25 protein-coding genes are annotated in these 20,225 nt (G+C 61.1%); 20 read left to right on the plus strand and 5 right to left on the minus strand.

Features of this window, described 5'->3' with window-relative positions; all coding sequences use genetic code 11:
* Window positions 1–80: 80 nt before the first annotated feature.
* From J2T57_RS10435 to J2T57_RS10455, 5 genes are all read left to right on the plus strand, one after another.
* Window positions 81–1,409 (plus strand): virulence factor BrkB family protein, encoded by a 1,329-nt coding sequence (locus tag J2T57_RS10435; protein WP_253477651.1) that lies wholly within the window; start codon window positions 81–83, stop codon window positions 1,407–1,409.
* Entirely contained in the window at window positions 1,409–1,681 is a 273-nt protein-coding gene (locus tag J2T57_RS10440; RefSeq protein ID WP_253477654.1) for an acylphosphatase, read from the plus strand. Before J2T57_RS10435 ends, J2T57_RS10440 begins: the two co-directional genes overlap by 1 nt.
* Before the next feature lie 103 nt (window positions 1,682–1,784).
* Window positions 1,785–2,114: a c-type cytochrome gene (locus tag J2T57_RS10445; RefSeq protein ID WP_253477657.1), complete on the plus strand. Its 330-nt coding sequence runs from the start codon at window positions 1,785–1,787 to the stop codon at window positions 2,112–2,114.
* A 16-nt stretch (window positions 2,115–2,130) separates the two neighbouring features.
* Complete coding sequence (locus tag J2T57_RS10450; protein ID WP_253477660.1) at window positions 2,131–2,478, plus strand: c-type cytochrome; 348 nt, start codon at window positions 2,131–2,133, stop codon at window positions 2,476–2,478.
* On the plus strand, window positions 2,478–2,858 hold the full coding sequence (locus tag J2T57_RS10455) for a sirohydrochlorin chelatase (RefSeq protein WP_253477663.1): 381 nt from the start codon (window positions 2,478–2,480) through the stop codon (window positions 2,856–2,858). Before J2T57_RS10450 ends, J2T57_RS10455 begins: the two co-directional genes overlap by 1 nt.
* Here J2T57_RS10455 and J2T57_RS10460 read toward each other — a convergent pair.
* Window positions 2,815–3,681, minus strand: coding sequence for an SDR family oxidoreductase (locus J2T57_RS10460; RefSeq protein WP_253477665.1), 867 nt, complete (start codon window positions 3,679–3,681; stop codon window positions 2,815–2,817). The two genes, J2T57_RS10455 and J2T57_RS10460, sit on opposite strands and share 44 nt — an antisense overlap.
* A gap of 71 nt (window positions 3,682–3,752) precedes the next feature.
* Here J2T57_RS10460 and trmH point away from each other — a divergent pair, with 71 nt between their 5' ends.
* Window positions 3,753–4,412 (plus strand): tRNA (guanosine(18)-2'-O)-methyltransferase TrmH, encoded by a 660-nt coding sequence (gene trmH, locus J2T57_RS10465; RefSeq protein WP_253477668.1) that lies wholly within the window; start codon window positions 3,753–3,755, stop codon window positions 4,410–4,412.
* On the opposite strand, the gene J2T57_RS10470 is transcribed toward trmH, so the two are convergent.
* From J2T57_RS10470 to J2T57_RS10480, 3 genes are all read right to left on the minus strand, one after another.
* Complete coding sequence (locus tag J2T57_RS10470) at window positions 4,413–5,009, minus strand: lytic transglycosylase domain-containing protein (protein ID WP_253477670.1); 597 nt, start codon at window positions 5,007–5,009, stop codon at window positions 4,413–4,415. It lies immediately after the preceding gene.
* Complete coding sequence (locus J2T57_RS10475; RefSeq protein WP_253477673.1) at window positions 4,979–6,700, minus strand: proline--tRNA ligase; 1,722 nt, start codon at window positions 6,698–6,700, stop codon at window positions 4,979–4,981. Before J2T57_RS10475 ends, J2T57_RS10470 begins: the two co-directional genes overlap by 31 nt.
* Before the next feature lie 157 nt (window positions 6,701–6,857).
* Window positions 6,858–7,295, minus strand: a complete 438-nt coding sequence (locus J2T57_RS10480) for a DUF4124 domain-containing protein (RefSeq protein ID WP_253477676.1) — start codon at window positions 7,293–7,295, stop codon at window positions 6,858–6,860.
* A gap of 269 nt (window positions 7,296–7,564) precedes the next feature.
* Between J2T57_RS10480 and ilvN the strand changes: the two genes are divergently transcribed.
* The 6 genes from ilvN (at window position 7,565) to rimI (ending at window position 12,965) form a co-directional block, all read left to right on the plus strand.
* Window positions 7,565–8,059 carry an acetolactate synthase small subunit gene (ilvN, locus tag J2T57_RS10485; protein ID WP_253477679.1) on the plus strand — a complete coding sequence of 165 codons (495 nt, stop codon included), beginning with the start codon at window positions 7,565–7,567 and terminating at the stop codon, window positions 8,057–8,059.
* 37 nt (window positions 8,060–8,096) lie between these two features.
* Complete coding sequence (gene ilvC, locus J2T57_RS10490; protein ID WP_253477682.1) at window positions 8,097–9,113, plus strand: ketol-acid reductoisomerase; 1,017 nt, start codon at window positions 8,097–8,099, stop codon at window positions 9,111–9,113.
* A gap of 148 nt (window positions 9,114–9,261) precedes the next feature.
* The gene (gene pssA, locus J2T57_RS10495) at window positions 9,262–10,053 is read left to right on the plus strand and encodes a CDP-diacylglycerol--serine O-phosphatidyltransferase (protein ID WP_253477685.1); all 792 of its coding nucleotides are present in this window, start codon (window positions 9,262–9,264) and stop codon (window positions 10,051–10,053) included.
* Window positions 10,054–10,153: 100 nt separating this feature from the next.
* Complete coding sequence (locus J2T57_RS10500; protein WP_253477688.1) at window positions 10,154–11,704, plus strand: 2-isopropylmalate synthase; 1,551 nt, start codon at window positions 10,154–10,156, stop codon at window positions 11,702–11,704.
* A 5-nt stretch (window positions 11,705–11,709) separates the two neighbouring features.
* Entirely contained in the window at window positions 11,710–12,489 is a 780-nt protein-coding gene (locus J2T57_RS10505; protein WP_253477691.1) for a uracil-DNA glycosylase, read from the plus strand.
* A complete protein-coding gene (gene rimI, locus J2T57_RS10510; protein WP_253477694.1) occupies window positions 12,486–12,965 on the plus strand; it encodes a ribosomal protein S18-alanine N-acetyltransferase in 480 nt (159 codons plus the stop codon). The genes J2T57_RS10505 and rimI overlap by 4 nt, the downstream gene beginning before the upstream one ends.
* A gap of 229 nt (window positions 12,966–13,194) precedes the next feature.
* Here the strand turns inward: rimI and J2T57_RS10515 are convergent, their stop codons facing one another.
* On the minus strand, window positions 13,195–13,416 hold the full coding sequence (locus J2T57_RS10515) for a hypothetical protein (RefSeq protein ID WP_253477697.1): 222 nt from the start codon (window positions 13,414–13,416) through the stop codon (window positions 13,195–13,197).
* Window positions 13,417–13,428: 12 nt separating this feature from the next.
* Here J2T57_RS10515 and J2T57_RS10520 point away from each other — a divergent pair, with 12 nt between their 5' ends.
* The 8 genes from J2T57_RS10520 to J2T57_RS10555 all read left to right on the plus strand — a co-directional run bounded on the left by J2T57_RS10520 (window position 13,429) and on the right by J2T57_RS10555 (window position 20,223).
* On the plus strand, window positions 13,429–14,649 hold the full coding sequence (locus J2T57_RS10520) for an amidohydrolase family protein (protein ID WP_253477701.1): 1,221 nt from the start codon (window positions 13,429–13,431) through the stop codon (window positions 14,647–14,649).
* A 315-nt stretch (window positions 14,650–14,964) separates the two neighbouring features.
* Window positions 14,965–15,957, plus strand: coding sequence for a TRAP transporter substrate-binding protein (locus tag J2T57_RS10525; protein ID WP_253477704.1), 993 nt, complete (start codon window positions 14,965–14,967; stop codon window positions 15,955–15,957).
* Window positions 15,958–16,023: 66 nt separating this feature from the next.
* The gene (locus J2T57_RS10530) at window positions 16,024–17,016 is read left to right on the plus strand and encodes a TRAP transporter substrate-binding protein (RefSeq protein ID WP_253477706.1); all 993 of its coding nucleotides are present in this window, start codon (window positions 16,024–16,026) and stop codon (window positions 17,014–17,016) included.
* A 25-nt stretch (window positions 17,017–17,041) separates the two neighbouring features.
* Window positions 17,042–17,557, plus strand: a complete 516-nt coding sequence (locus J2T57_RS10535; RefSeq protein ID WP_253477709.1) for a TRAP transporter small permease — start codon at window positions 17,042–17,044, stop codon at window positions 17,555–17,557.
* Complete coding sequence (locus J2T57_RS10540) at window positions 17,554–18,840, plus strand: TRAP transporter large permease (RefSeq protein WP_253477712.1); 1,287 nt, start codon at window positions 17,554–17,556, stop codon at window positions 18,838–18,840. Before J2T57_RS10535 ends, J2T57_RS10540 begins: the two co-directional genes overlap by 4 nt.
* A gap of 106 nt (window positions 18,841–18,946) precedes the next feature.
* A complete protein-coding gene (locus J2T57_RS10545; protein WP_253477714.1) occupies window positions 18,947–19,339 on the plus strand; it encodes a hypothetical protein in 393 nt (130 codons plus the stop codon).
* Between the two features lie 22 nt (window positions 19,340–19,361).
* A complete protein-coding gene (locus J2T57_RS10550) occupies window positions 19,362–19,934 on the plus strand; it encodes a DUF2845 domain-containing protein (RefSeq protein WP_253477716.1) in 573 nt (190 codons plus the stop codon).
* Between the two features lie 37 nt (window positions 19,935–19,971).
* On the plus strand, window positions 19,972–20,223 hold the full coding sequence (locus J2T57_RS10555) for a DUF2970 domain-containing protein (RefSeq protein ID WP_253477719.1): 252 nt from the start codon (window positions 19,972–19,974) through the stop codon (window positions 20,221–20,223).
* Window positions 20,224–20,225 lie beyond the last annotated feature (2 nt).

Raw genomic sequence — 20,225 nt, forward strand, 5'->3', positions numbered from 1 at the left:
TACGCAGGTCTGGCCCGGTTGATAACTTGCAGGTGAGGGTGGAGCTGACCCGGCGGCGCGATCGGAGGCGGTGAAGAGCGATGCAACTGGATCGAGGCGCCATACTCGAGCAGGGCCGCGCGGGGTTGCGGGAACTCATGGAGTTCTGGGTCTACCTAGCCCGCCGCTTCGTCCGCGATGACTGCCTGAACAGCGCCGCCACGCTGTCGTATACGACCTTGCTCTCGCTCGTCCCCCTCATGGCTGTGAGCTTTTCGGTGCTGACGGCATTCCCGGTTTTTGCCGACCTGCATGATCGGCTCCAGGCCTTCCTCTTCGACAATCTTGTGCCGGCCACCGGCGAAGTGGTCCAGGACTATATCCAGCAGTTCGCCAGTCGCGCGGCAGGCCTGACCCTGGCCGGTATTATCGGCATCACGGTTTCTGCTGTGCTGATGATGGGCGCCATCGATCGCGCATTGAACAGAATCTGGCGCGTCGAGCAGCGTCGACGGCCGGTGCAGAGTTTCATGGTCTACTGGACGGTCATCACGGTTGGGCCGTTTCTGGTGGCCATCAGTCTCGCTGCCACCTCGTATGTTGTGGCCCTGACCGAGTTCACCGATGCAGTGGATACGGGAGCTGTCGGCCAATACGTCCTGCAGGCCACGCCGGTGGTCGCCCTTGTGCTGGCGTTCACCTTCCTCTATTGCGCGGTACCGAATCGTCGGGTGCCCATCTGGCATGCCGTGCTGGGTGCATTGTTCGCGGCCTTGCTGTTCGAGCTGGCGAAACGGGGCTTCACCCTGTTTGTCACCAATGTTCCCACCTACCAGGCGATCTACGGTGCGCTGGCGACTCTGCCGATCTTCCTGATCTGGATCTATGTATCCTGGGTGGTGGTGCTGCTCGGCGCGGAGTTCACCCAGGCCGTTGGTGGGTACCGGCGGGGCCGGACCGGCTCGCTGAGCGATCCCCGGCTGGCGCTGGTGCTGGCCGTGCGTCTGCTGGGAGATTTCTGGCGCGCACAGCAGGATGGCAGGGCGCTGGGTCGAAAGGATCTCCTGCGCCTTGAGCCGGACGCCGGAGACAATGCCATCCAGGAAGCTCTGAGTATTCTCGAGCGCGCGCGACTGGTTCGGCGAACGGCGGACAATCGCTGGATGATGGCCAGGGATCCGGAACACTTCACACTGCTTGATCTCTACCGGCAGCATCCGTTTTCCCTGGCTGAGTTGCCCGATGCGCTGCGCGACCGTGATCCCTGGAACAGGGCCCTGGGAGAACGGATGCACGAAGCAATGCAGGGTGTCGAGGGTGCACTGGCCTGCCCATTGAAGGACGTCTTCACCCGCCGCGATGTTGCCGATACGTCCGGACCGACGCCGGTGTCTACCGAGACTCCTGTTCCTCGTGAAAGGAGGGGTTGATGCACACATCTTGCGTTCGCTGCATTGTTTCGGGTCGCGTGCAGGGCGTCTGGTTCCGGGCAGGGGCTCGGGAGCAGGCCGAGGCGCTTGGACTTCAGGGCCATGCTCGCAATCTGCCCGATGGCCGGGTTGAAGTGCTTGCAGCCGGGCCCGATGACGCCCTTGAGCAACTGGTTGTCTGGCTTTGGCAGGGGACGCCCAGGGCCCGGGTCGAGGCAGTGGAGCAAACCGTCATGCAGGAAGTGCCCCCAAGCGGATTCAGAATCCTGTGAGCCCGGAGTTGGACTTTACCCCATGGGCTATCCGTGGAAACATATGCCCGGTTTTCCTATCCGTTCGGGACTGCCGCCCGTTTAGTTGGTCAAGAGAGGTCTCATGAGAGTCAAGAATCTGCTCATCGCTGCGCTGGCCATCGGGCTGGGCGGAGTGGGCGTCGCCAAGGCCGATTTCAGTGATGCCGACATCATCGCCGGGGAACGGCTTGCCAACACCTGTCTCGGCTGCCATGCGGTTGAGGGCTTGCGAAACGCCTATCCGAGTTACCGCGTGCCGAAGATCGGCGGCCAGAGTGCGGAGTACCTGTACAACTCCTTGCGTGCCTATCGTGATGGTAGCCGCTCGCATCGCACCATGCAGGCGCAGGCACGGCATCTGTCGGACGAGGAAATGCGCAACATTTCCGCCTTTTTCGCCCAGGAACGCTAACGGGACCTAGACAGACATGAGCAGACTGTTTTCGATCACTTTATCGGCGGCTATCGCGTTGGGCGCCAGCGCCGCCGCCCAGGCAGTTGATCGCGGCGACCCGACCCGGGGTGCTGAGCTGGCCGAGGCACAGTGCCTGCAATGCCACTCCGCCGATGCGATCAGGGGAAATCGCGAGTGGCCTGAGATCAGAGGCCAGTACGCCGAATATCTTCTCCAGTCACTGCGGGACTACAAGAGCGGCCGGCGCGATAACGCGATCATGCGTGGCCAGGTTGAGGGTTTGTCGCTGCAGGATAAACGCGACCTGGCGTCCTGGTTCTCGCGTCAGGAAGGCGGGCTCTACACGCCCCGACGCCCCTGATGCGATACCTGGCGCTCATCGCCCACGGTAGCCGCCGGGAAGCCTCCAATGACGAAGTGCGCCGGCTGGCGCAGGCGCTCGAAAGGCGGGCAGGGGACACACTTGGCGGCGTCCGCTGCGGCTTTCTGGAGTTGGCGGAGCCCTCGATTCCCGATGTCATTGGTCACTGTGTTGAGGCCGGCGCGAGCGAGGTGCTGGTGATGCCCTACTTTCTCTCCGCCGGCCGCCATGTCGCGGAGGACGTTCCCCGGGAAGTGGCGATTGCCACCAAGCGTTACCCAGGCATCTCGATTGACGTGATGGAGTATCTGGGCGCTGATGCCGGGCTGCTGGAGCTCATGCTGGCGGCGGTGCATCGTCGTCAGTCGACGCCTGCCTGAGCATCTCGCCGTAGCCGCTCCTGAAGTCCGGATGAACGAATCGATAACCACTAACCCTCAGCCGTCGATTGCTGCAGCGCTTGTTGCCGCCCCGCGCTGTTGCTTCACTGGCGTCGCCACGAGGCGGTTTGGGTAGCGCCAGTTGCGTGGCCAGCCAGTCCGTGACTTCATGCATTGGGCAGGGGTGGTCGTCCACACCGAGATAGACTGACTCCGGGTTCTGCAAGTGCAGCAGGTGTTCCAGCACGCCGACGCAGTCGTCGCGATGAATGCGATTGGTCCAGCGCGGCGGCTCGGCAGATACCGGTTCGGCATTGCGCACCTTGCGCAGCATGCGCTCCCGCCCGGGGCCATAAATTCCGCCGAATCGCACCACGAGGCCCTGGGGAAGTCCGAGTGCAATCGCTTCGGCCTGCAGAAGTCGGCGACCCGAAAAACTGGTGGGTCGTGTCGGCGTATCTTCAGTGACCCAGTCACCTTCTACATCGCCGTAGACCGATGTGCTGGACACGAAGATCGCACGTTGCAGCTGACGGCCGGCGTCGGGTAGCGCGTCCAGAATGTTGCGCAGACCGTTCACGTAGGCAGCCTCGTAGCCTGAATCGCTGAAGGCGCCGGGTGTTGCCGTGTAGACCAGGCTATCCACGGATGGCGGGAGTGCTGTCAATGTCGCCGGATCGGCCAGGTCGGCGATAATGGGCTGTATGGGGGCCGGAATGCGATCCCCCCGCCGGCGCAGGCCATGGACGGTGTGACCGGCGGCGCACAAGCGCAGGCCGAGCGTGATACCGAGTTCGCCGCAGCCGGCGATCAACAACTTCATGGGTCGGTGCCTCCAGAATCCAAGGTGCCCGGCCGGCAAGGCTGGTCGGGGCGCCTCCGAGGAATGCAAAGATGACAGCAGAACGACTTGCCCGTATGCGGCAGGTGCTCGACCGTCGCCAACCTGATCTCACCGTGATCATGGCTGGCGTGCACAAGGAGCATAACGTATCCGCAGTCATGCGCACCTGCGATGCGGTGGGCGTGCCCGAGGTGCATGCCATGGGTGTTCACGGGCATCTCGCGGTGAAGCGCACCGCGGCGGCCGGAGTGGGGCGGCGCGTGCCGCTGCGGCATTGTTCGGATATCGAGCAGGGGGTGGCTGATCTGAAAGCAGCGGGATACCGCATCCTCGGCGCACATCTTGATCCACAGGCCAGGGACTTCCGGCAGGAGGATTACTGTCGCTCGGTGGCCATCATGTTGGGACGGGAGAAGGAGGGGCTCGACCCGGAGGCCCGCGCGGTCTGCGACGGTTTCATCGCGATCCCGATGCTCGGCCTGACCGAATCGCTGAATGTCTCGGTAGCCGCCGCCGTGATCCTTTACGAAGCCCAGCGTCAGCGCGAGCAGGCTGGCCTCTATGACAGTCCCCGGCTTGACGAGGCCACCTATCAGCGACTGCTGTTCGAATGGATGCAGCCCAAGCTGGCCCGGTATTGCCGAGAGCGGAATTTGCCGTATCCCGCCCTGGATGATGACGGCCATGTTCGTAGCCTGGAGACCGGCTGATCAGTGCGGGTACCAGCGCTCGGCCTGGGCTCTGAATACGCGCTCCGGATACCAGGTCTGCCCCAGGCTGCCGTTGTAGCGCGCCAGGGCTCGGGTAAGGTTGCCGTTCTCCACGTCCAGGTAATGCCTGAGGATGGTGGTACCGAAGCGCAGGTTGGTGCGGACGTTGAACAGGTTGTCGCCGTCCGCGCCGATTTCGTTCAGCCAGAACGGCATGATCTGCATGAGCCCGCGAGCGCCGGCAACGGAGATGGCGTAGCGGTTGAAATTGCTTTCCACCTCGATCACCGCCAGCACCAGCTCAGGTTCGAGTTCGGCCAGCCGCGATTCCTGGTGAACCAGTGTCAGCAGTTCGACGCGCTCCTGTGGATCAGGTAGCTGTCGCCGTAGCCGATGGGACATGTCGGCGAGCCATACCTGTGCCACGTAACGGTTATCGAAGCTCTCGCTGTTGTGTACAGCCTCGATCAACGCCTCACGAAGCGGTGGGTCTACCGTTTGCTCCTGGGCAACCGCCGCTGGCGACATCGCCACCGCGGCCGCCAGCAGGGCGATCCGGCAGGCCCTCAGGAGCGACCGAGCTGCTCCTTCAGCCATGCCACCACTCCTTCGATTGGCTCGATGGGTAATTCCCGTGTTTCATCACCACGCCGCGCACGATACTCGACGACTCCGTTCTCCAGCCCCCGCTCGCCGATGGCGATTCGATGCGGTATGCCCACCAGTTCCATGTCCGCGAACTTGACGCCGGGGCGTGCGTCGCGGTCATCCCAACAGACATCGATACCAGCAGCCTGCAGTGTTTCATAAAGCGTTTCCGAGGCGCGGCGCACAGCTTCGGATTTCTGCAGATTGATCGAAACCAGGGCGACCTCGAAGGGTGCGATGGGTGCCGGCCAGGCAATTCCCGCCTCGTCATGATTCTGCTCGATGGCGGCGGCGACCACCCGTGAGACCCCTACGCCATAACAGCCCATGGTCATGGCTACGGTCTTGCCGTTTTCGTCGAGCACGGTGGCCCCCATTGCCTCGCTGTACTTGCGGCCAAGCTGGAATACGTGGCCCACTTCGATGCCCCGGGCGATGGACAGCCGTCCGTTGCCGTCCGGGCTCTGATCACCGGCCACCACATTGCGCAAGTCGGCGATTTCCGGGAGCGCCACATCACGCCCCCAGTTGATGCCCATGTAATGCTTGTCGTCGACGTTGGCGCCGGCGCTGAAATCCGCGATGACCGCGACGCTGCGATCGACGATGCATGGGATAGGCAGATTGACGGGCCCGAGAGAGCCCGGGCCAGCGCCCACGGCTGCGCGTATATCCGCTTCGTCCGCCAGAGTCAGCGGGTCGGCCACGGCGGGGTGCTTCACCGCCTTTAGCGGATTCAGTGTGTGGTCGCCACGCACGATCAGCGCGATCAGCCCACCGTCGCTATGGCGGGCGATCAACGTCTTGATCGTGCGCTCGATGGGTACGCCGTGTTTCCGGACCAGGTCATCGATGGTGCGCACGCCTGGCGTCTCTTCCAGTCGCAATTGCTCCCCTGCCGGCGGAGCCGCGTCTGCCGTGGCCACAGCCTCCGCGAGTTCCACGTTCGCTGCGAAGTCGCTGTCATCGGAAAACGCAATCGCATCCTCCCCGGATTCGGCCAGGACGTGGAATTCGTGAGAGGTGTGTCCACCGATGCTGCCTGAGTCCGCCAGCACGGCGCGGAAGTGCAGTCCGGTTCGGGTGAAGATCCGGGTGTAGGCGTCGTACATGGCCTGATACGTATCGCGCAGCGAGGCATCATCAAGGTGAAAGGAGTAGGCATCCTTCATGATGAATTCCCGCGCCCGCATGACCCCGAAACGTGGCCGGACCTCGTCGCGGAACTTGGTCTGGATCTGGTAGTAGTTGACCGGCAGTTGCTTGTAGCTGCGCAATTCGCGGCGCGCGAGGTCGGTGATCACCTCCTCGTGGGTGGGGCCCACGCAGAAGTCTCTCTCATGGCGATCCTTGAGTCGCAGGAGTTCCGGGCCGAACTGCTGCCAGCGGCCAGATTCCTCCCACAGCTCTGCCGGTTGTACCGCTGGCATGAGAACCTCGACCGCCCCGCTTCGATTCATTTCCTCACGAACGATAGCCTCGACCTTGCGCAACACCCGCAGCCCTAGCGGCATCCAGGTGTAGAGTCCGGAGGCCAGTTTTCGGATCAGTCCAGCCCGCAACATGAGCTGGTGGCTGATGATTTCGGCGTCGGCCGGGGTTTCCTTCGTCGTGGCAAGCGGGAAATTCGAAAGCCGCATCAGAGATTCCTGTAGTTACGGTCAGGCAAGGCGTCGGGTTTTGGATGCCGTGTCCGTGAAATGGGGTCGGTCAGCGTGTCGGCAGCGCGCGGAACGCGTTGCCGCGCCGTAGTCTATCAAGCCCGGGCCTGGCAGCGAACTGACATCCGGAAAGGCTCTACCCACACCATTCGTCGATGAATTCGCGATTCTCTGCCACCAGGGCGGCGCGGCGCTCTTCCGTCAGGACCTGCACCTCGTCCTCGCCCGCCTGAATACGGCGGGTTGCCGGGTTCTCCAGTACGGCCAGGTTCTCCCGCGCGCGCTCGCACTCTTGCGCGAGAACTTCCTGCTGTTCATCGGACAACTGCATGCCGTTGCCACCTTCGGCTTCCATGGGCGCATCGTCAGCGTCCTCCGATGCCGTCTCGGCCGGCGTTGGGGGAGCAGAGGAACTGCGGATGCGTTCCGCGTCCACTCCCTGTGGCGGCGTCTGGCCGTAGCTGACGGTGCCGTCGGCATCCACCCAGCGGTAGATATCACGGGACTGCGCCTGGGTACCCACGAGTATGGCGATACCCAGAGCAAGGCTGATCCAAAGGCCGAATGATTTCATGCGGTACTCCTTGTCTGTCGTTGATTCATGCCAGAGGCGAGCGCAGCCTCACTCCGGACCGGAGTCGGCGGCCTGATTACTTCGGCGCCTCCCTGGAGGCTTGACCTGATCCCCATTCCTCAGTAGTTTGCTCCCTTTCTCGCGACCCTTGCTAAACGATAACGGCACTTTTCCGAGCTTGTTGAGCGGCTTAGCCCCAGCGAGCTGGAGTCACCGAACGCAGGGTACGTGGGTGTTTGCCGACTGGCTCGAGCGACCTTTGGACTTCTATGCGGCATATCATTTCCATTCTCGTTGAGAACGAGTTCGGCGCTTTGTCCCGTGTGGCAGGGCTCTTCTCTGCCCGTGGGTACAATATCGAGTCGCTGACGGTTGCACCAACGGATGATCCCACGTTGTCACGAATGACGCTGGTCACTGTTGGCAACGATCGCATCATCGAACAGATCATCAAGCAGCTCAACAAGCTGCTCGACGTGGTCAAGGTCATGGACATGACCGAGGGTGCCCACATCGAGCGAGAAATGATGCTGGTTAAGGTGTCGGCGAGTAGCGGTGAGGCGCGGGAAGAAATCAAACGCCTCAGTGACATCTTCCGCGGCCGCATCCTTGATGTGACCGACAAGATCTACACCATCGAATTGACCGGTGCCGGCGGCAAGCTCGACGCTTTCCTGCAGACACTGGGAGAGAACACGCTGCTGGAAGTGGTTCGCTCCGGTGTTATCGGTATTTCGCGTGGCGAGAAGCACCTGAAAGTCTAATTCCAGCGACATCCTCCTAACTCTGAGTGGGGTCAGAATGAAAGTCTATTACGATAAAGACGCCGACCTGTCGATTATCCAGGGGCGCAAGGTCGCCGTGATCGGTTACGGCTCGCAGGGCCATGCTCATGCGAACAACATCAAGGAATCCGGCGGTTCCGTGGTTGTCGGGCTGCGTGAAGGTTCGGCATCGGCAGAGAAGGCTCGCAAGGCTGGCCTCGATGTTGCCAGCGTGGAGCAGGCAGTTGCCCAGGCCGATCTGGTGATGATTCTCACCCCGGATGAGCATCAGGCGCGCATCTACCGCGAGCAGATCGAGCCCAATCTGAAGCAGGGAGCAGCCATCGCTTTTGCTCACGGCTTCAACATCCATTATGGGCAGATCGAACCCCGGGCTGATCTGGATGTGCTGATGATCGCGCCCAAGGGTCCGGGCCACCTGGTTCGTTCCACTTACGTCGAAGGCGGCGGTGTCCCCTGTCTCATCGCGATCCACCAGAACAGCTCGGGCCAGGCCAAGGATGTGGCGCTGTCCTACGCGTCAGCGGTCGGCGGTGGTCGCGCCGGCGTTATCGAAACCACCTTCCGCGAGGAAACGGAAACCGATCTGTTCGGCGAGCAGGCTGTGCTCTGCGGTGGCCTCACGTCTCTGATCCAGGCGGGCTTCGAAACACTGGTTGAAGCCGGCTATAGCCCGGAAATGGCGTATTTCGAGTGCCTGCACGAGGTCAAGCTCATTGTCGACCTCATCTATGAAGGTGGTATCGCCAACATGCGCTACTCGATCTCCAACACCGCCGAGTATGGCGACTTCGTCAGTGGGCCGCGGGTTATCAACGACGAGTCCCGCAAGGCCATGAAGGCCATTCTCGATGATGTGCAGACCGGCAAGTTTGCCCGTGACTTCATTCTTGAGAACCAGGCCAATGCGCCCACGCTCAAGGCCCGACGTCGTCTGGCCCGGGAGCATTCCATCGAAGTGGTGGGCGAGCGGCTGCGTGACATGATGCCGTGGATTCGGCAGAAGCAGTTGGTGGATAAAAGCCGCAACTGATGTCCTGATACGCGCCTGTCCGTTCGAAACGCGCCACTGCTCACAGTGGCGCGTTTTTTTGTGCACCTGCCCCCGGGTGAGCGGCCAGTGCTGTGATACGGTTAGGCTCTCTGAGAACTGAACCCTTTCTCTATCCGGAGTGTGCCGCGTGACCGACGACGAATCGCAGACGCCGAGGCGGAAACGGCGCGGGATCTACCTGCTGCCCAACGCCCTGACCACTACTGGCCTGTTCTTCGGGTTTTTTGCCATCGTTTCGGCGATCAACCTCCAGTTCGCTGCGGCGGCCATTGCCATCTTCATCGCCATGGTGATGGACGGGCTGGATGGGCGCGTCGCCCGCCTCACGAACACCCAGAGCGACTTCGGTGTTCAGTACGACAGCCTGTCCGACATGGTCTGTTTTGGTCTGGCGCCAGCGCTGGTGATGTACCAATGGGCGCTGGGCGACCTCAGCGAGATGGCCGGCTTTGTGGGTAAGCTGGGCTGGATCGGCGCCTTCATGTTCGCGGCCTGTGCGGCACTGCGTCTTGCCCGCTTCAATACACAGGCCGGGGTGGCCGACAAACGGTACTTCCAGGGCCTGCCTAGCCCCGCCGCGGCGGCGGGCATCGCCAGTCTGGTCTGGTTCGGGCACAACCTGGGACTCGAGAGCGATGCAATGCGCGTCTTCGCTCTGATCGTGACGGCGGTGACCGGCCTGCTCATGGTGAGCAATTTCCGCTATTACAGCTTCAAGGAAGTGGATTTTCGTTACCGGGTTCCGTTCGTTGTGATGGTGATTCTGGTACTTGGGTTGGCCTTCCTGGCGTTGTATCCGCCCATGGTGCTGTTCCTGACCTTTCTGGTCTACGCCAGCTCCGGGCCTGTGCTGACCATCATGCTGCGGCGTCGTCATCGCCAGGAATCCGCGATCCGGCGCAGTAGCGGCGGCGAGTGATAAACTTTAAGGAGACACTGAATTATTCGCACGCTCGCGCTCGAATAATTCAGTGTCTCCTTAAGGGTCAGGTGCAGGTCTTCCAGAGGGCAAGGCAACCATGAGCAACCGCGACCAACTGATCATCTTCGACACCACGCTACGGGATGGTGAGCAAAGCCCCGGTGCTTCCATGACCCGGGAAGAAAAGGTACGCATTGCCCGGGCCTTGGAACGCCTGCGCGTTGATGTTATCGAGGCGGGGTTTCCTGCCGCCAGCAAGGGGGATTTCGAATCCGTTCGTGCCGTGGCCCGAACAATTCGCGAGAGTCGGGTGTGCGGCCTGGCCCGGGCCCGTGGAGAGGACATCGATCGCGCCGGCGAGGCACTGGCCGAAGCTGTCATGCCCCGGATCCACACCTTTATCGCTACATCACCGATCCACATGGAACGCAAGCTCCAGATGACACCGGATCAGGTGGTGGAGCAGGCAGTGTGGGCGGTGACACGGGCTCGACAGTATTGTGATGACGTGGAGTTTTCCCCGGAAGATGCCGGACGATCTGATCCGGATTTTCTTTGCCGGGTCCTGGAAGCCGTCATTGACGCGGGGGCGACCACGGTGAACATACCGGATACCGTGGGTTATGCCGTGCCGGAGCAGTTCGGTGCCTTGATCGCCCGCTTGCGAGAACGCATTCCCAATGCCGACAAGGCGGTATTTTCAGTGCATTGCCACAACGATCTCGGGTTGGCTGTCGCCAACTCCCTGGCGGCGGTCGGTCAGGGCGCCCGACAGGTGGAATGCACCATCAACGGGCTGGGCGAACGTGCCGGTAATGCGGCTCTGGAAGAAATCGTCATGGCGGTGCGTACGCGTCAGGATGCCCTGCCAGTGGAGACCCGGATCGATACCCGTGAGATCGTGCCTACGTCCCGTCTGGTGGCGAACATCACTGGTTTCGCCGTGCAGCCCAACAAGGCCATTGTTGGTGCCAACGCCTTTGCTCACGAGTCCGGTATTCACCAGGACGGAGTTCTGAAGCACCGGGAAACCTACGAGATCATGCGCGCGGAGGATGTGGGCTGGAGCACCAACCGCATGGTGTTGGGAAAGCATTCCGGCCGCAACGCGTTTCGTAGCCGGTTGCAGGAGTTGGGTGTGGAGTTCGAGTCGGAACAGCACCTCAACGAGGCCTTCGCCCGCTTCAAGGATCTCGCCGACAAGAAACACGAAATCTTCGATGAGGATTTGCAGGCGCTGGTGACCGAAGCCGCCCAGGAGCTGGAGCAGGAGGCGCTGCGTTTCGTGTCGTTGCGGGTCTGTTGTGAGACCGGTGAAGTCCCTGTGGCCAGGGTGACTCTCGAACTCAATGGCGAGGAGCGGCAGTCCGAGGCCGCAGGCAGCGGGGCGGTGGATGCCGCGTTCAAGGCCATCGATGGGGTGGTACAGTCGAAAACCCAGTTGCTGCTCTATTCGGTGAACAATATTACCACCGGAACAGACGCCCAGGGCGAGGTCACGGTGCGCCTCGAGCGGGGCGGGCGTGTGGTTAACGGGCAAGGTTCGGACACGGACATCGTTATCGCGTCTGCCCGTGCCTACGTCAACGCGTTGAATCGCATTATCGCGGGCCGCGATCGTACCCATCCCCAGGCTGCCGACGTCTGATACGAATGAGCACAGCAGCTCGAAAACGGCTTTATCTGCAGCGCATGGGGATTCCCGTCTGGCAGCGCCGCGACGATGGGGTGCAGCATCAAGCGACGCTGCCGGATCCGCCGGACATTCAGGAAATCCACGCTACGGTCCATCTGGTCAACTCCAGCACGGCAAGCCCTGAAGGGGCCACAGAGGACGCCGATATCCGGCATCTCGACTGGGCGGATCTGGAAGCCCGGGTGGCCGCCTGTGAACGCTGCGGTCTCTGCGAGAACCGCCGCAAGACCGTGTTCGGTGTGGGTGACCGAGGAGCGGATCTGCTGGTCATTGGTGAAGCGCCGGGTGCCGAGGAAGACCGCCGCGGCGAACCGTTTGTTGGGCGGGCCGGCCAGCTGCTGGATCAGATGTTGCGGGCAATCACCCTTGAGCGAGGGCGGCGGGTCTACATCGCCAATATTCTCAAGTGCAGGCCACCGGGAAATCGCGACCCCCAGGCCGAGGAAATGAGCCAGTGCACACCGTATCTGGATCGCCAGATCGCCTTGATCAGACCCCGGGTAATACTTGCTGTCGGTCGAATCGCAGCCCAGTACCTGTTGCGCACGGACAAGCCGTTGAAGGCGTTGCGCCAACAGCAATGGCATTATCCCGAGAGCGAAATACCAGTGGTGGTCAGCTATCATCCGTCCTATCTGCTGCGAACGCCCGGCGACAAGGGCAAAGCCTGGCAGGATCTGAAGCGATTGATTCCCCTGCTTGGCGCGGGATCGGCGACGGAGAGTGAATCGAAGTGAACGCGGTAGTGCGCAGCGAAAACTGGGAAATACGCCGGATGCGCGAGGCGGATCTCTCCGATGTGATCAATGTGGAGCGTGCCGGCTATCGCTTCCCCTGGACCGAACCCGTGTTCCGCGACTGCCTGCGGGTCGGGTATGGCTGTTGGCTGCTGGAGTATGAAGGCCAGACCGCCGGGCATCTCATCGTGTCGGTGGTGGCCGGTGAGGCACATATACTCAATCTCTGTGTGCACCCGGGCATGCAGCGCCGCGGTCTGGGGCGCGAGTTGCTTGCTCATGGGCTCTACAGCGCTGCCAGGCTGGGCGCTGACATCATTTTTCTTGAGGTGCGCCCCTCCAACCGGAGCGCGCTGCGCCTTTACGAGTCTGCCGGTTTCGGAGAGGTGGGGCAGCGGCCTGGCTACTATCCGGCCCTCGGTGGCCGCCGTGAGGACGCCCTGATCCTCGCCCGCCCGCTGACCCCGATGGACTGAGGGTCCCTGAACGACAGGGAAGAACCTGTCTGTGTGCCCTGCCTCAGGGCAAAGCCGGTCCATCTGCGCCACTCCGGTGCAGAAACTCCTGACAGTCTTTCCGTCGTGTGCGGAGATTGTCCTTGGCAATGCCTGCGCATCCTGATCTGAAAGCCTCCCGTTTTCCATGGCATCTTGCTTGCATATCTGCAAGCAAATTCTGTAATGGGAGATCTGTTACATGGTGTCATCACCTCGCCCGCGTTCCCAGACCGGTGCCCCCAAGGAGCAAGCGATTCACATAAAAGACATCGATGCCGTTATCGGCGCGGGTGATATAAGCGGCCCGGTGGATGTCGTGATTCAGGACGGCCGCATAGCGTCCATCGGACGTGGGCTCGTCGCCCCGGAAGGAGCGAAACTGATCAATGGGCGAGGGCAACTCCTGGCTCCAGGGCTGGTGAATGCCCACTGGCACTCGCCAATGCAAGTGGAACCCGGCACCGCTGACCGCCTGGACCACCAGCGTGTCATGTGGCTTAACCAGGCGAATACGGCTCGCCGGACGTCGGATGAGATCTACGCCAGCGCTCTGCTTGGCTGCCTCCAGATGCTGCGTTCGGGTACCACGGCGGTGATGGACCACTTCCCCGAGCAGCAGTTTGGTGTCGAAGATGTGGCGGCTGTGGTGCGCGCTTATGAGGATTGCGGTATGCGCGCTGTTGTAGCGCTGCGGATATTCGATGGCGAGTACTCGGATATCATGCCCCAGGGATCCGCCGCTACTCCCGAACTGCTGTCCGCTATCGACAAGTCCAATCCGCTGCGCCCACGTCCACTCGAAGAGACTCTGGATGTCTGCCGTGAGTCGATCACCCGTTTTGATCGGCACCAGGACCGCATACGTGTGTTCACGGCTCCATCCAACCCTGTTCGCTGTTCGGACGCGCTGCTTGTCGCATGTCAGGAGTTAGCGCAGGCACACGATGGTGGTGTGCATTGCCATCTTCTCGAGACGCAAGCACAGGTCGACATTGCCAGGCGACTCTATGGCCGTTCAGTGGTCGAGCACCTGGTGGATCTCGGCTGTATGGATCAGCGTTGGAGCTGCGCCCACTGCAATTGGGTGACCGTGAATGATATGGCGCTGATGGGAGCCCGCGGCGCGATTGCCGTTCTGAATCCGGAAAGTAACCTGAAAATCGGCTCCGGCATACCGCCTGTCCCGGACCTGCTCGCTAACGGCGTGGTCTGTGCGCTCGGTACCGATGGCGTCATCACGAACGATAATCTGATTCTGCAGGAAGCGATGCAGCTTACAGCGATGCTCCATCGAGCTGGTGAGGCCGACCGCGGTCGCTGGACCACGGTTGAGCAGGTCATCGATATGGCCACCGTCGGCGGCGCCAAGGCCATGCTGGAGCCGGAACTCGGTAGAATTGCCCCGGGGCAGCGCGCAGATCTGGTTCTTTATGATCTGTCTGCGCCGTGGTGGATACCGCTCAATTCCCCCGAGCAACAATTCGTGTTCGGTGAGAGGGGCAGCTCCGTCCGCACAGCGATCGTTGACGGCCGCGTCGTACTGGATGAGGACGGGGTCGTTGGCGTGGACGAGGCCGCTGTGCTTGAGGAAGCGCGGGCGATCCTCGGTGCATCGCAACGACGGAACAGCGACATACTCGAAATCGCAGATCGCTTCGCCTGACCAACTTTCTTCCTCTCTCATTGCCATGTCATGGAGCTACCGGCTCGCCCTGCAGGGCGAGCCGGTTTTAGTCGACTCAATCGATCCCTCCACACCGAATTGCCGTGCTCAGCTGTGCACCGATGAGAGGCGCTAGTCCATGACTGCGCGCCTTTGCGGTGCGCTTTTCGACTTGGTGAGAGCGGAAGCAGGAGGTCGGGATACCCACGCAGATGGCGAAGGGCAAGGCACCCGGACGGGTTTTATGCGACCTGGATTTGCATGGCATCTTGCTTGCATTACTGCAGATACATTCTGGTAACCGGGGTTTTGGCCATGGCGCAGGGAACGATGTCGAAGCACTTGCCGCTTATCATGTTCACCGCTGTCTTTCTCGTCTGCTTCGCAATGCCGGCACAGGCGATGCGAATCACCTTCGCGCATCCCGCGCCCACCTCTGACCCTGCCCATCAGGCAATCGAGTGGTTTGCCGAGGCCATCCACGAGCGGTCGGATGGAGAGATAACGGTCACAATCTATCCCAACGGTCAGCTTGGTGAGCAGCGCGAGTTCATACAGAGCATGCAGTCCGGTGGCATCAATATGGCCTTCGTTGCCGCGACTCACCTGACCAACTTTTCTCAGGACTTTGCGGTGCTCGACCTGCCATTCCTGGTGACCGATCAAGCCGATGTACCGGGGCTGCTTGAAGGCCCCGTTGGCGAGGCGCTCTTCGAGCAACTTGAGGAAATCAACCTCGTTGGAGTTGGCTTCTCGGAAGCCAGCTTTCGCGGCGTCATGATGCGGCGTCCGCTTGACGCCAATCATTCGCTGGCGGGCCAGACCATGCGCGTGCCTAACAGTGATGCCTATATTCAACTGTTTCGCAGCCTTGACGCGCGGCCCACACCACTCGCCTTTGGTGAGCTCTATTCCGCCTTGCAGCAGGGTGTGGTCGATGGTGCAGAGACCCTGGTGTCAGCCTACGTGACGTACGACTTCCACGAGGTGGCCCCGCATTTCTATTTCTCCAATCACACGCTTGGCGCGGGCATCTTTCTTGCCAGCCCTGCTTTCGTGGATGGCCTGTCCGACGAGCACCGGCAACTGGTGCTGGAAACGGGACGAGAGGCTGCTTTCAGGCACCGTGAGATCGAGGCAGAGACTGCGGCTGCGCTCATGCCGGAGGCCGAAGCCGCAGGCGCCACGTTCTCGGAGTTCACGCTGCCTGATGGCATTGATGAAAAGCTGGAAGAACTGTACGCCGGCTTTATCGCGGAATTCTCGCCTCCTGTGCAGGACGCAATCACCGAGTTCCTGGAGCGCTGAGCTTAACCGTTTCAAAGCGCTTCATGTGGGTCCCGATTCTTCTGACGATTCGATGGAGGTAGTCCCATGGATAGCCAGTTCTTCCGCACCATGCGCCGTGCCGTTGTCACCGCAGGCCTGTTGTCCACCGGCGTGGTACTTCAGGCCCAGGCCACCAATATCACTTTCGCCCATCCCGCGCCGACGTCCGATCCCTCCCACGAGGCGATCGAATGGTTCGCTGAGACAATAGAGGAGCGCTCGGATGGCGAGATCACGGTGACTATCTATCCCAATGGACAGTTGGGCGAGCAGCGTGAATTCATCCAGGGCATGCAGTCCGGTGGCATCAACATGGCCTTCGTTGCGGCGACGCATCTCACCAATTTCTCTCGGGATTTTGCAGTGCTTGATCTGCCGTTCCTTGTGACCGAACAGGAGGAGGTGTCCGACCTGCTGGAAGGTCCGCTGGGAGAAGCCCTTTTCGCCCAGCTGGAGCAGATCAATCTCGTTGGCGTCGGGTTCTCAGAGGCGAGCTTCCGCGGCATCATGATGCGTCGGCCGCTGGATGAGGACCAATCGTTGTCTGGCAAGACAATGCGCGTTCCCAACAGCGAAGCCTATATCCAACTCTTCCGTGCCCTCGGCTCCCGGCCGACACCGGTGGCCTTCGGGGAACTTTACTCAGCACTGCAGCAGGGTGTTGTCGACGGGGCGGAGAATCTCGTTTCCGCTTACGTGACCTATGACTTCCACGAGGTCGCGCCGCACTTCTATTTCTCGAACCACACTCTGGGCGCCGGTATTTTCCTGGCCAGTCCCACATTTCTGGAATCCCTGTCCGATGAGCATCGTGAACTGGTCATGGAGACGGGAAGGGAGGCTGCTTTCCTGCATCGCGAGATCGAGGCGGCCACGGCAGCGGCGCTGATGCCGGACGCTGAGGCCACGGGGGCAACGTTCAGCGATTTCAGTGTGCCGGAATCGGCAAACGAGGGTCTTGAAGCACTGTACGAGGCATTCATGGCCGAGTTTTCGCCGGAGGTTCGCGAGGCCCTGAATGCCTTCCTCGAGCGGTAATTTGCGGTGGCGCGGGCAGCGGAGCGTGCTGTCCGCTTTACGCTGGCTGGAGGACCGGGTCGTCGCAGTCGAGCGCTTTCTTGGCTCCACATGCATGCTCGGTGTCGTGGCGATCTGCGCGATGCAGGTATTCGCCCGCTATGTCATCGGCTATCCGTTGCCTTGGAGCCAGGAACTGGCCACCTATCTGTTCATCTGGACGACGTTCTTCGGCGCGGCCATCGCCGTCTATAGCAGCGACCATCTGGCTATCCAGTACTTTCAGGATCTCCTGCCTGTCGCGGTCGCCAGGATCGTAGCCATATTCTGTTTCCTGATCGCTGTCGTGACCTGCGCGATCATCGGCTACATCTCGTTGCAGAACAGCCTGAACGCCATGGACCGCAGTGCAAGTCTTGGCTACTCCATGTCCTGGTTTTACGGGGCCATACCGGCTGGCTGCTTTCTCATGACCTACCACTTCACCATGCGCTTGATCGATATGGTGGCTGGAGAACCGCCGCCTGGACGTGGGCAGATACTGGATGGTGAAACGCCGTGACCGCACTGATCTTTGCCCTTCTGCTTGGCCTCCTGATACTCGGCGTTCCGGTAGTCGTAGTCATGGGGTTCGTCGGACTGCTCTCCATGTACCTGCTCGGCTTCCCTGTGAGCATGGTGGGACAGCGGATATTCGGCATGATGGACAGCTTTACCCTGCTTGCTATACCGCTTTTTATCCTGGCTGGTGAAATCATGAACGTCGCGGGCATCTCGCGGCGGCTTATCACCCTGGCCAAGGCCCTGCTGCCCATCCGTCGAGCCCGACTGGGCAAGGTTGTCGTTACGACGGAGTATTTGTTCTCCGGTATCTCCGGTTCTACCGTTGCAGATACGGCGGCGATCGGAGCAGCCGTCATCCCCGAGATGCGGCGGGATGGCTACACCGCCGCAAAGGCAACCGGTGTGGTATGCGGCGCCTGCGCAGCGGGAATGTTGGTGCCACCATCCATCACGATGATTGTCTACGGAGGCGTTGCCAACGTCTCTATTGGCGCACTTTTCGCCGCAGGCTTCATTCCAGCACTGTTCTGTGCCCTGGCCATGATGGTGCACCTGGACTTCGAGGACCGCAGAGGCATCATCAAGGAACGCCGCCCCGAGACCCGGGAACCACTCTGGCCAGCTTTCAAGGATTCCGGGTGGGCCCTGGGCATGCCCTTGATCATCATCGTCGGCATTCTTTCGGGGGTGTTTACTGCCACTGAGGCGGGGGTCGTGGCGGTCATCTATGCGCTGGTCATTGATGTCTTCGTCTATCGGGAACTCGATTTCGCCAGCATGAAAACCATATTGGTCAAGGCGGTGAATCTGACCGGCGTTGTGGTGTTCCTGATCGCAATGTCGAGTCTGTTCGGATGGTATCTCACCGTGGAACAGGTTCCACAGCGCCTGACCGCCTACATGGATGCGCTCAACCTCGGCCAGTTCGGCGTTCTCATCGCCGTCATTCTCTTCTTCCTGCTGCTGGGGATGGTCATGGATGGCATAGCCGCGGTCATCATGGTGGTGCCTATCCTGTTGCCGTCCTTGGCCGCCCTTGGCGTGGATCCGCTACACGCCGGCGTGTTGATTGTCGGCGCAACCGGGGTCGGGCTATTTACGCCACCGGTCGGTGCCGGCCTGTTCGTCGCGTGCGGCATCAGCGGTACGTCAATCGGAGCCGCTTCGCGGGCTGCCGCCCCTTACTTGATAACAGTGAGTCTGGCGCTGGTTGCCCTTGCTTTCTTGCCAGGTGTTGCCACGTTCCTGCCTGAGTTGACCGGCCTTTATACGCCGCGCTAGTCCAACGACCCGGGGGTCCCCTGAAAACGGGTTTCGATTACCATGATGGGCTGTGGGCTCGTATACCTACTGTTTGATGCTTAAATGGCAGGAGGAGGGAAGCCGGGTGGATGAACGGTCAACGGACCAGCGCAGAAAAGCATTTGTGATGGCGCTAACTGACATGGATCGTTATTGGGGTGAGTTGTTTGGTGATGAGGTGTACTACGATCTCAATTACTCGGACTTGTTCACGCGCATGTGGCTGGAGCGCGAACGAGAGTTCCGGAAGACGCAACTGTACGACCTGATGCCGAAGGTGAGTCATCGCACCGCTGTGAAGTATGTCCAGCGGGCAATCGACGAGGGGTTATTGGTTGAGCGAGTCGATCCAGATGACCTGCGATCGAAGCGCGTTTCCATGTCTGCGGCACTGGTAAGTCGCATCGAGGAATTTCTCGACTATAGCCTGGAGGTCTTCGGGACAGGACCGTTCACGGCGACAGCCATTAGCGCATGAGGCTGATTGTCGGAAACTTGATATGCGATACAGGATACTCAAGGCGGCACTTGTTCCCGGGTTGTTCATCCTTGCCATCTCGGCTGAGGCAACCATGCGCTGTGAAGGCGGCATAGCCCAGCGCGGTGACCGAACCTTCGAGATCGAGGACCTGTGCGGAACCCCGGATCTGCGTGAGCCGCTGTCTGTCGTGCGTGGTAACGACGGGGCCCTGCTGACGGTGTCCGAGCGGTGGTATTACAACCCCGGGCCGCAAGGCCTGGTGCGAATGATCGACTTCCGTGACGGACGAGTGCGGCGTTTCGAGTCCGGTGGTTACGGATACCGGACATTTCCGGGTTCCGGTTGCAGTGCGCAAAGCCTACGGCGGGGTATGAACCGCATGGAGCTACTGGGCACGTGTGGTCCCCCAGATGCCCAGCAGACGCTCCCGCCGATCCAGACCCCTGGCTTCGGTCATGGCCATCATGCAGTTCGCCACCTGCCAGTCCGCGAGGAATGGTTCTATACGTTTGGCTCTGGGCAGCTGTCCCGCATAGTGACTCTCGAACACGGCCGCGTGACGCGGGTAGAAACCGGTCGGCGCACGCACTAGTGTGCGAACTTCTGTTACGGGACACCAGGACACACTGATGGGTCGCAATCACTCCGATGAAGATCAGCACGCGCCAGAGAATTCGGATCTGCCGAAACCGGGTTTCTGGCAGGTCACACAAAGCATACTGGCTGCCGCCTTTGGCGTGCAGACAGAGGCGGCGCGTAGACGGGATTTCACACGTGGCAGCCCGATGCCCTACATCATCGGCGGCACGGTGTTTACGATTCTGCTGATCGTGGCGCTGGTAGTCATTGTGCGCGTGGTGCTGAGCAGGGCCGGCATGTAGTG

Source organism: Natronocella acetinitrilica (assembly GCF_024170285.1).
GTDB lineage: Bacteria > Pseudomonadota > Gammaproteobacteria > Nitrococcales > Aquisalimonadaceae > Natronocella > Natronocella acetinitrilica.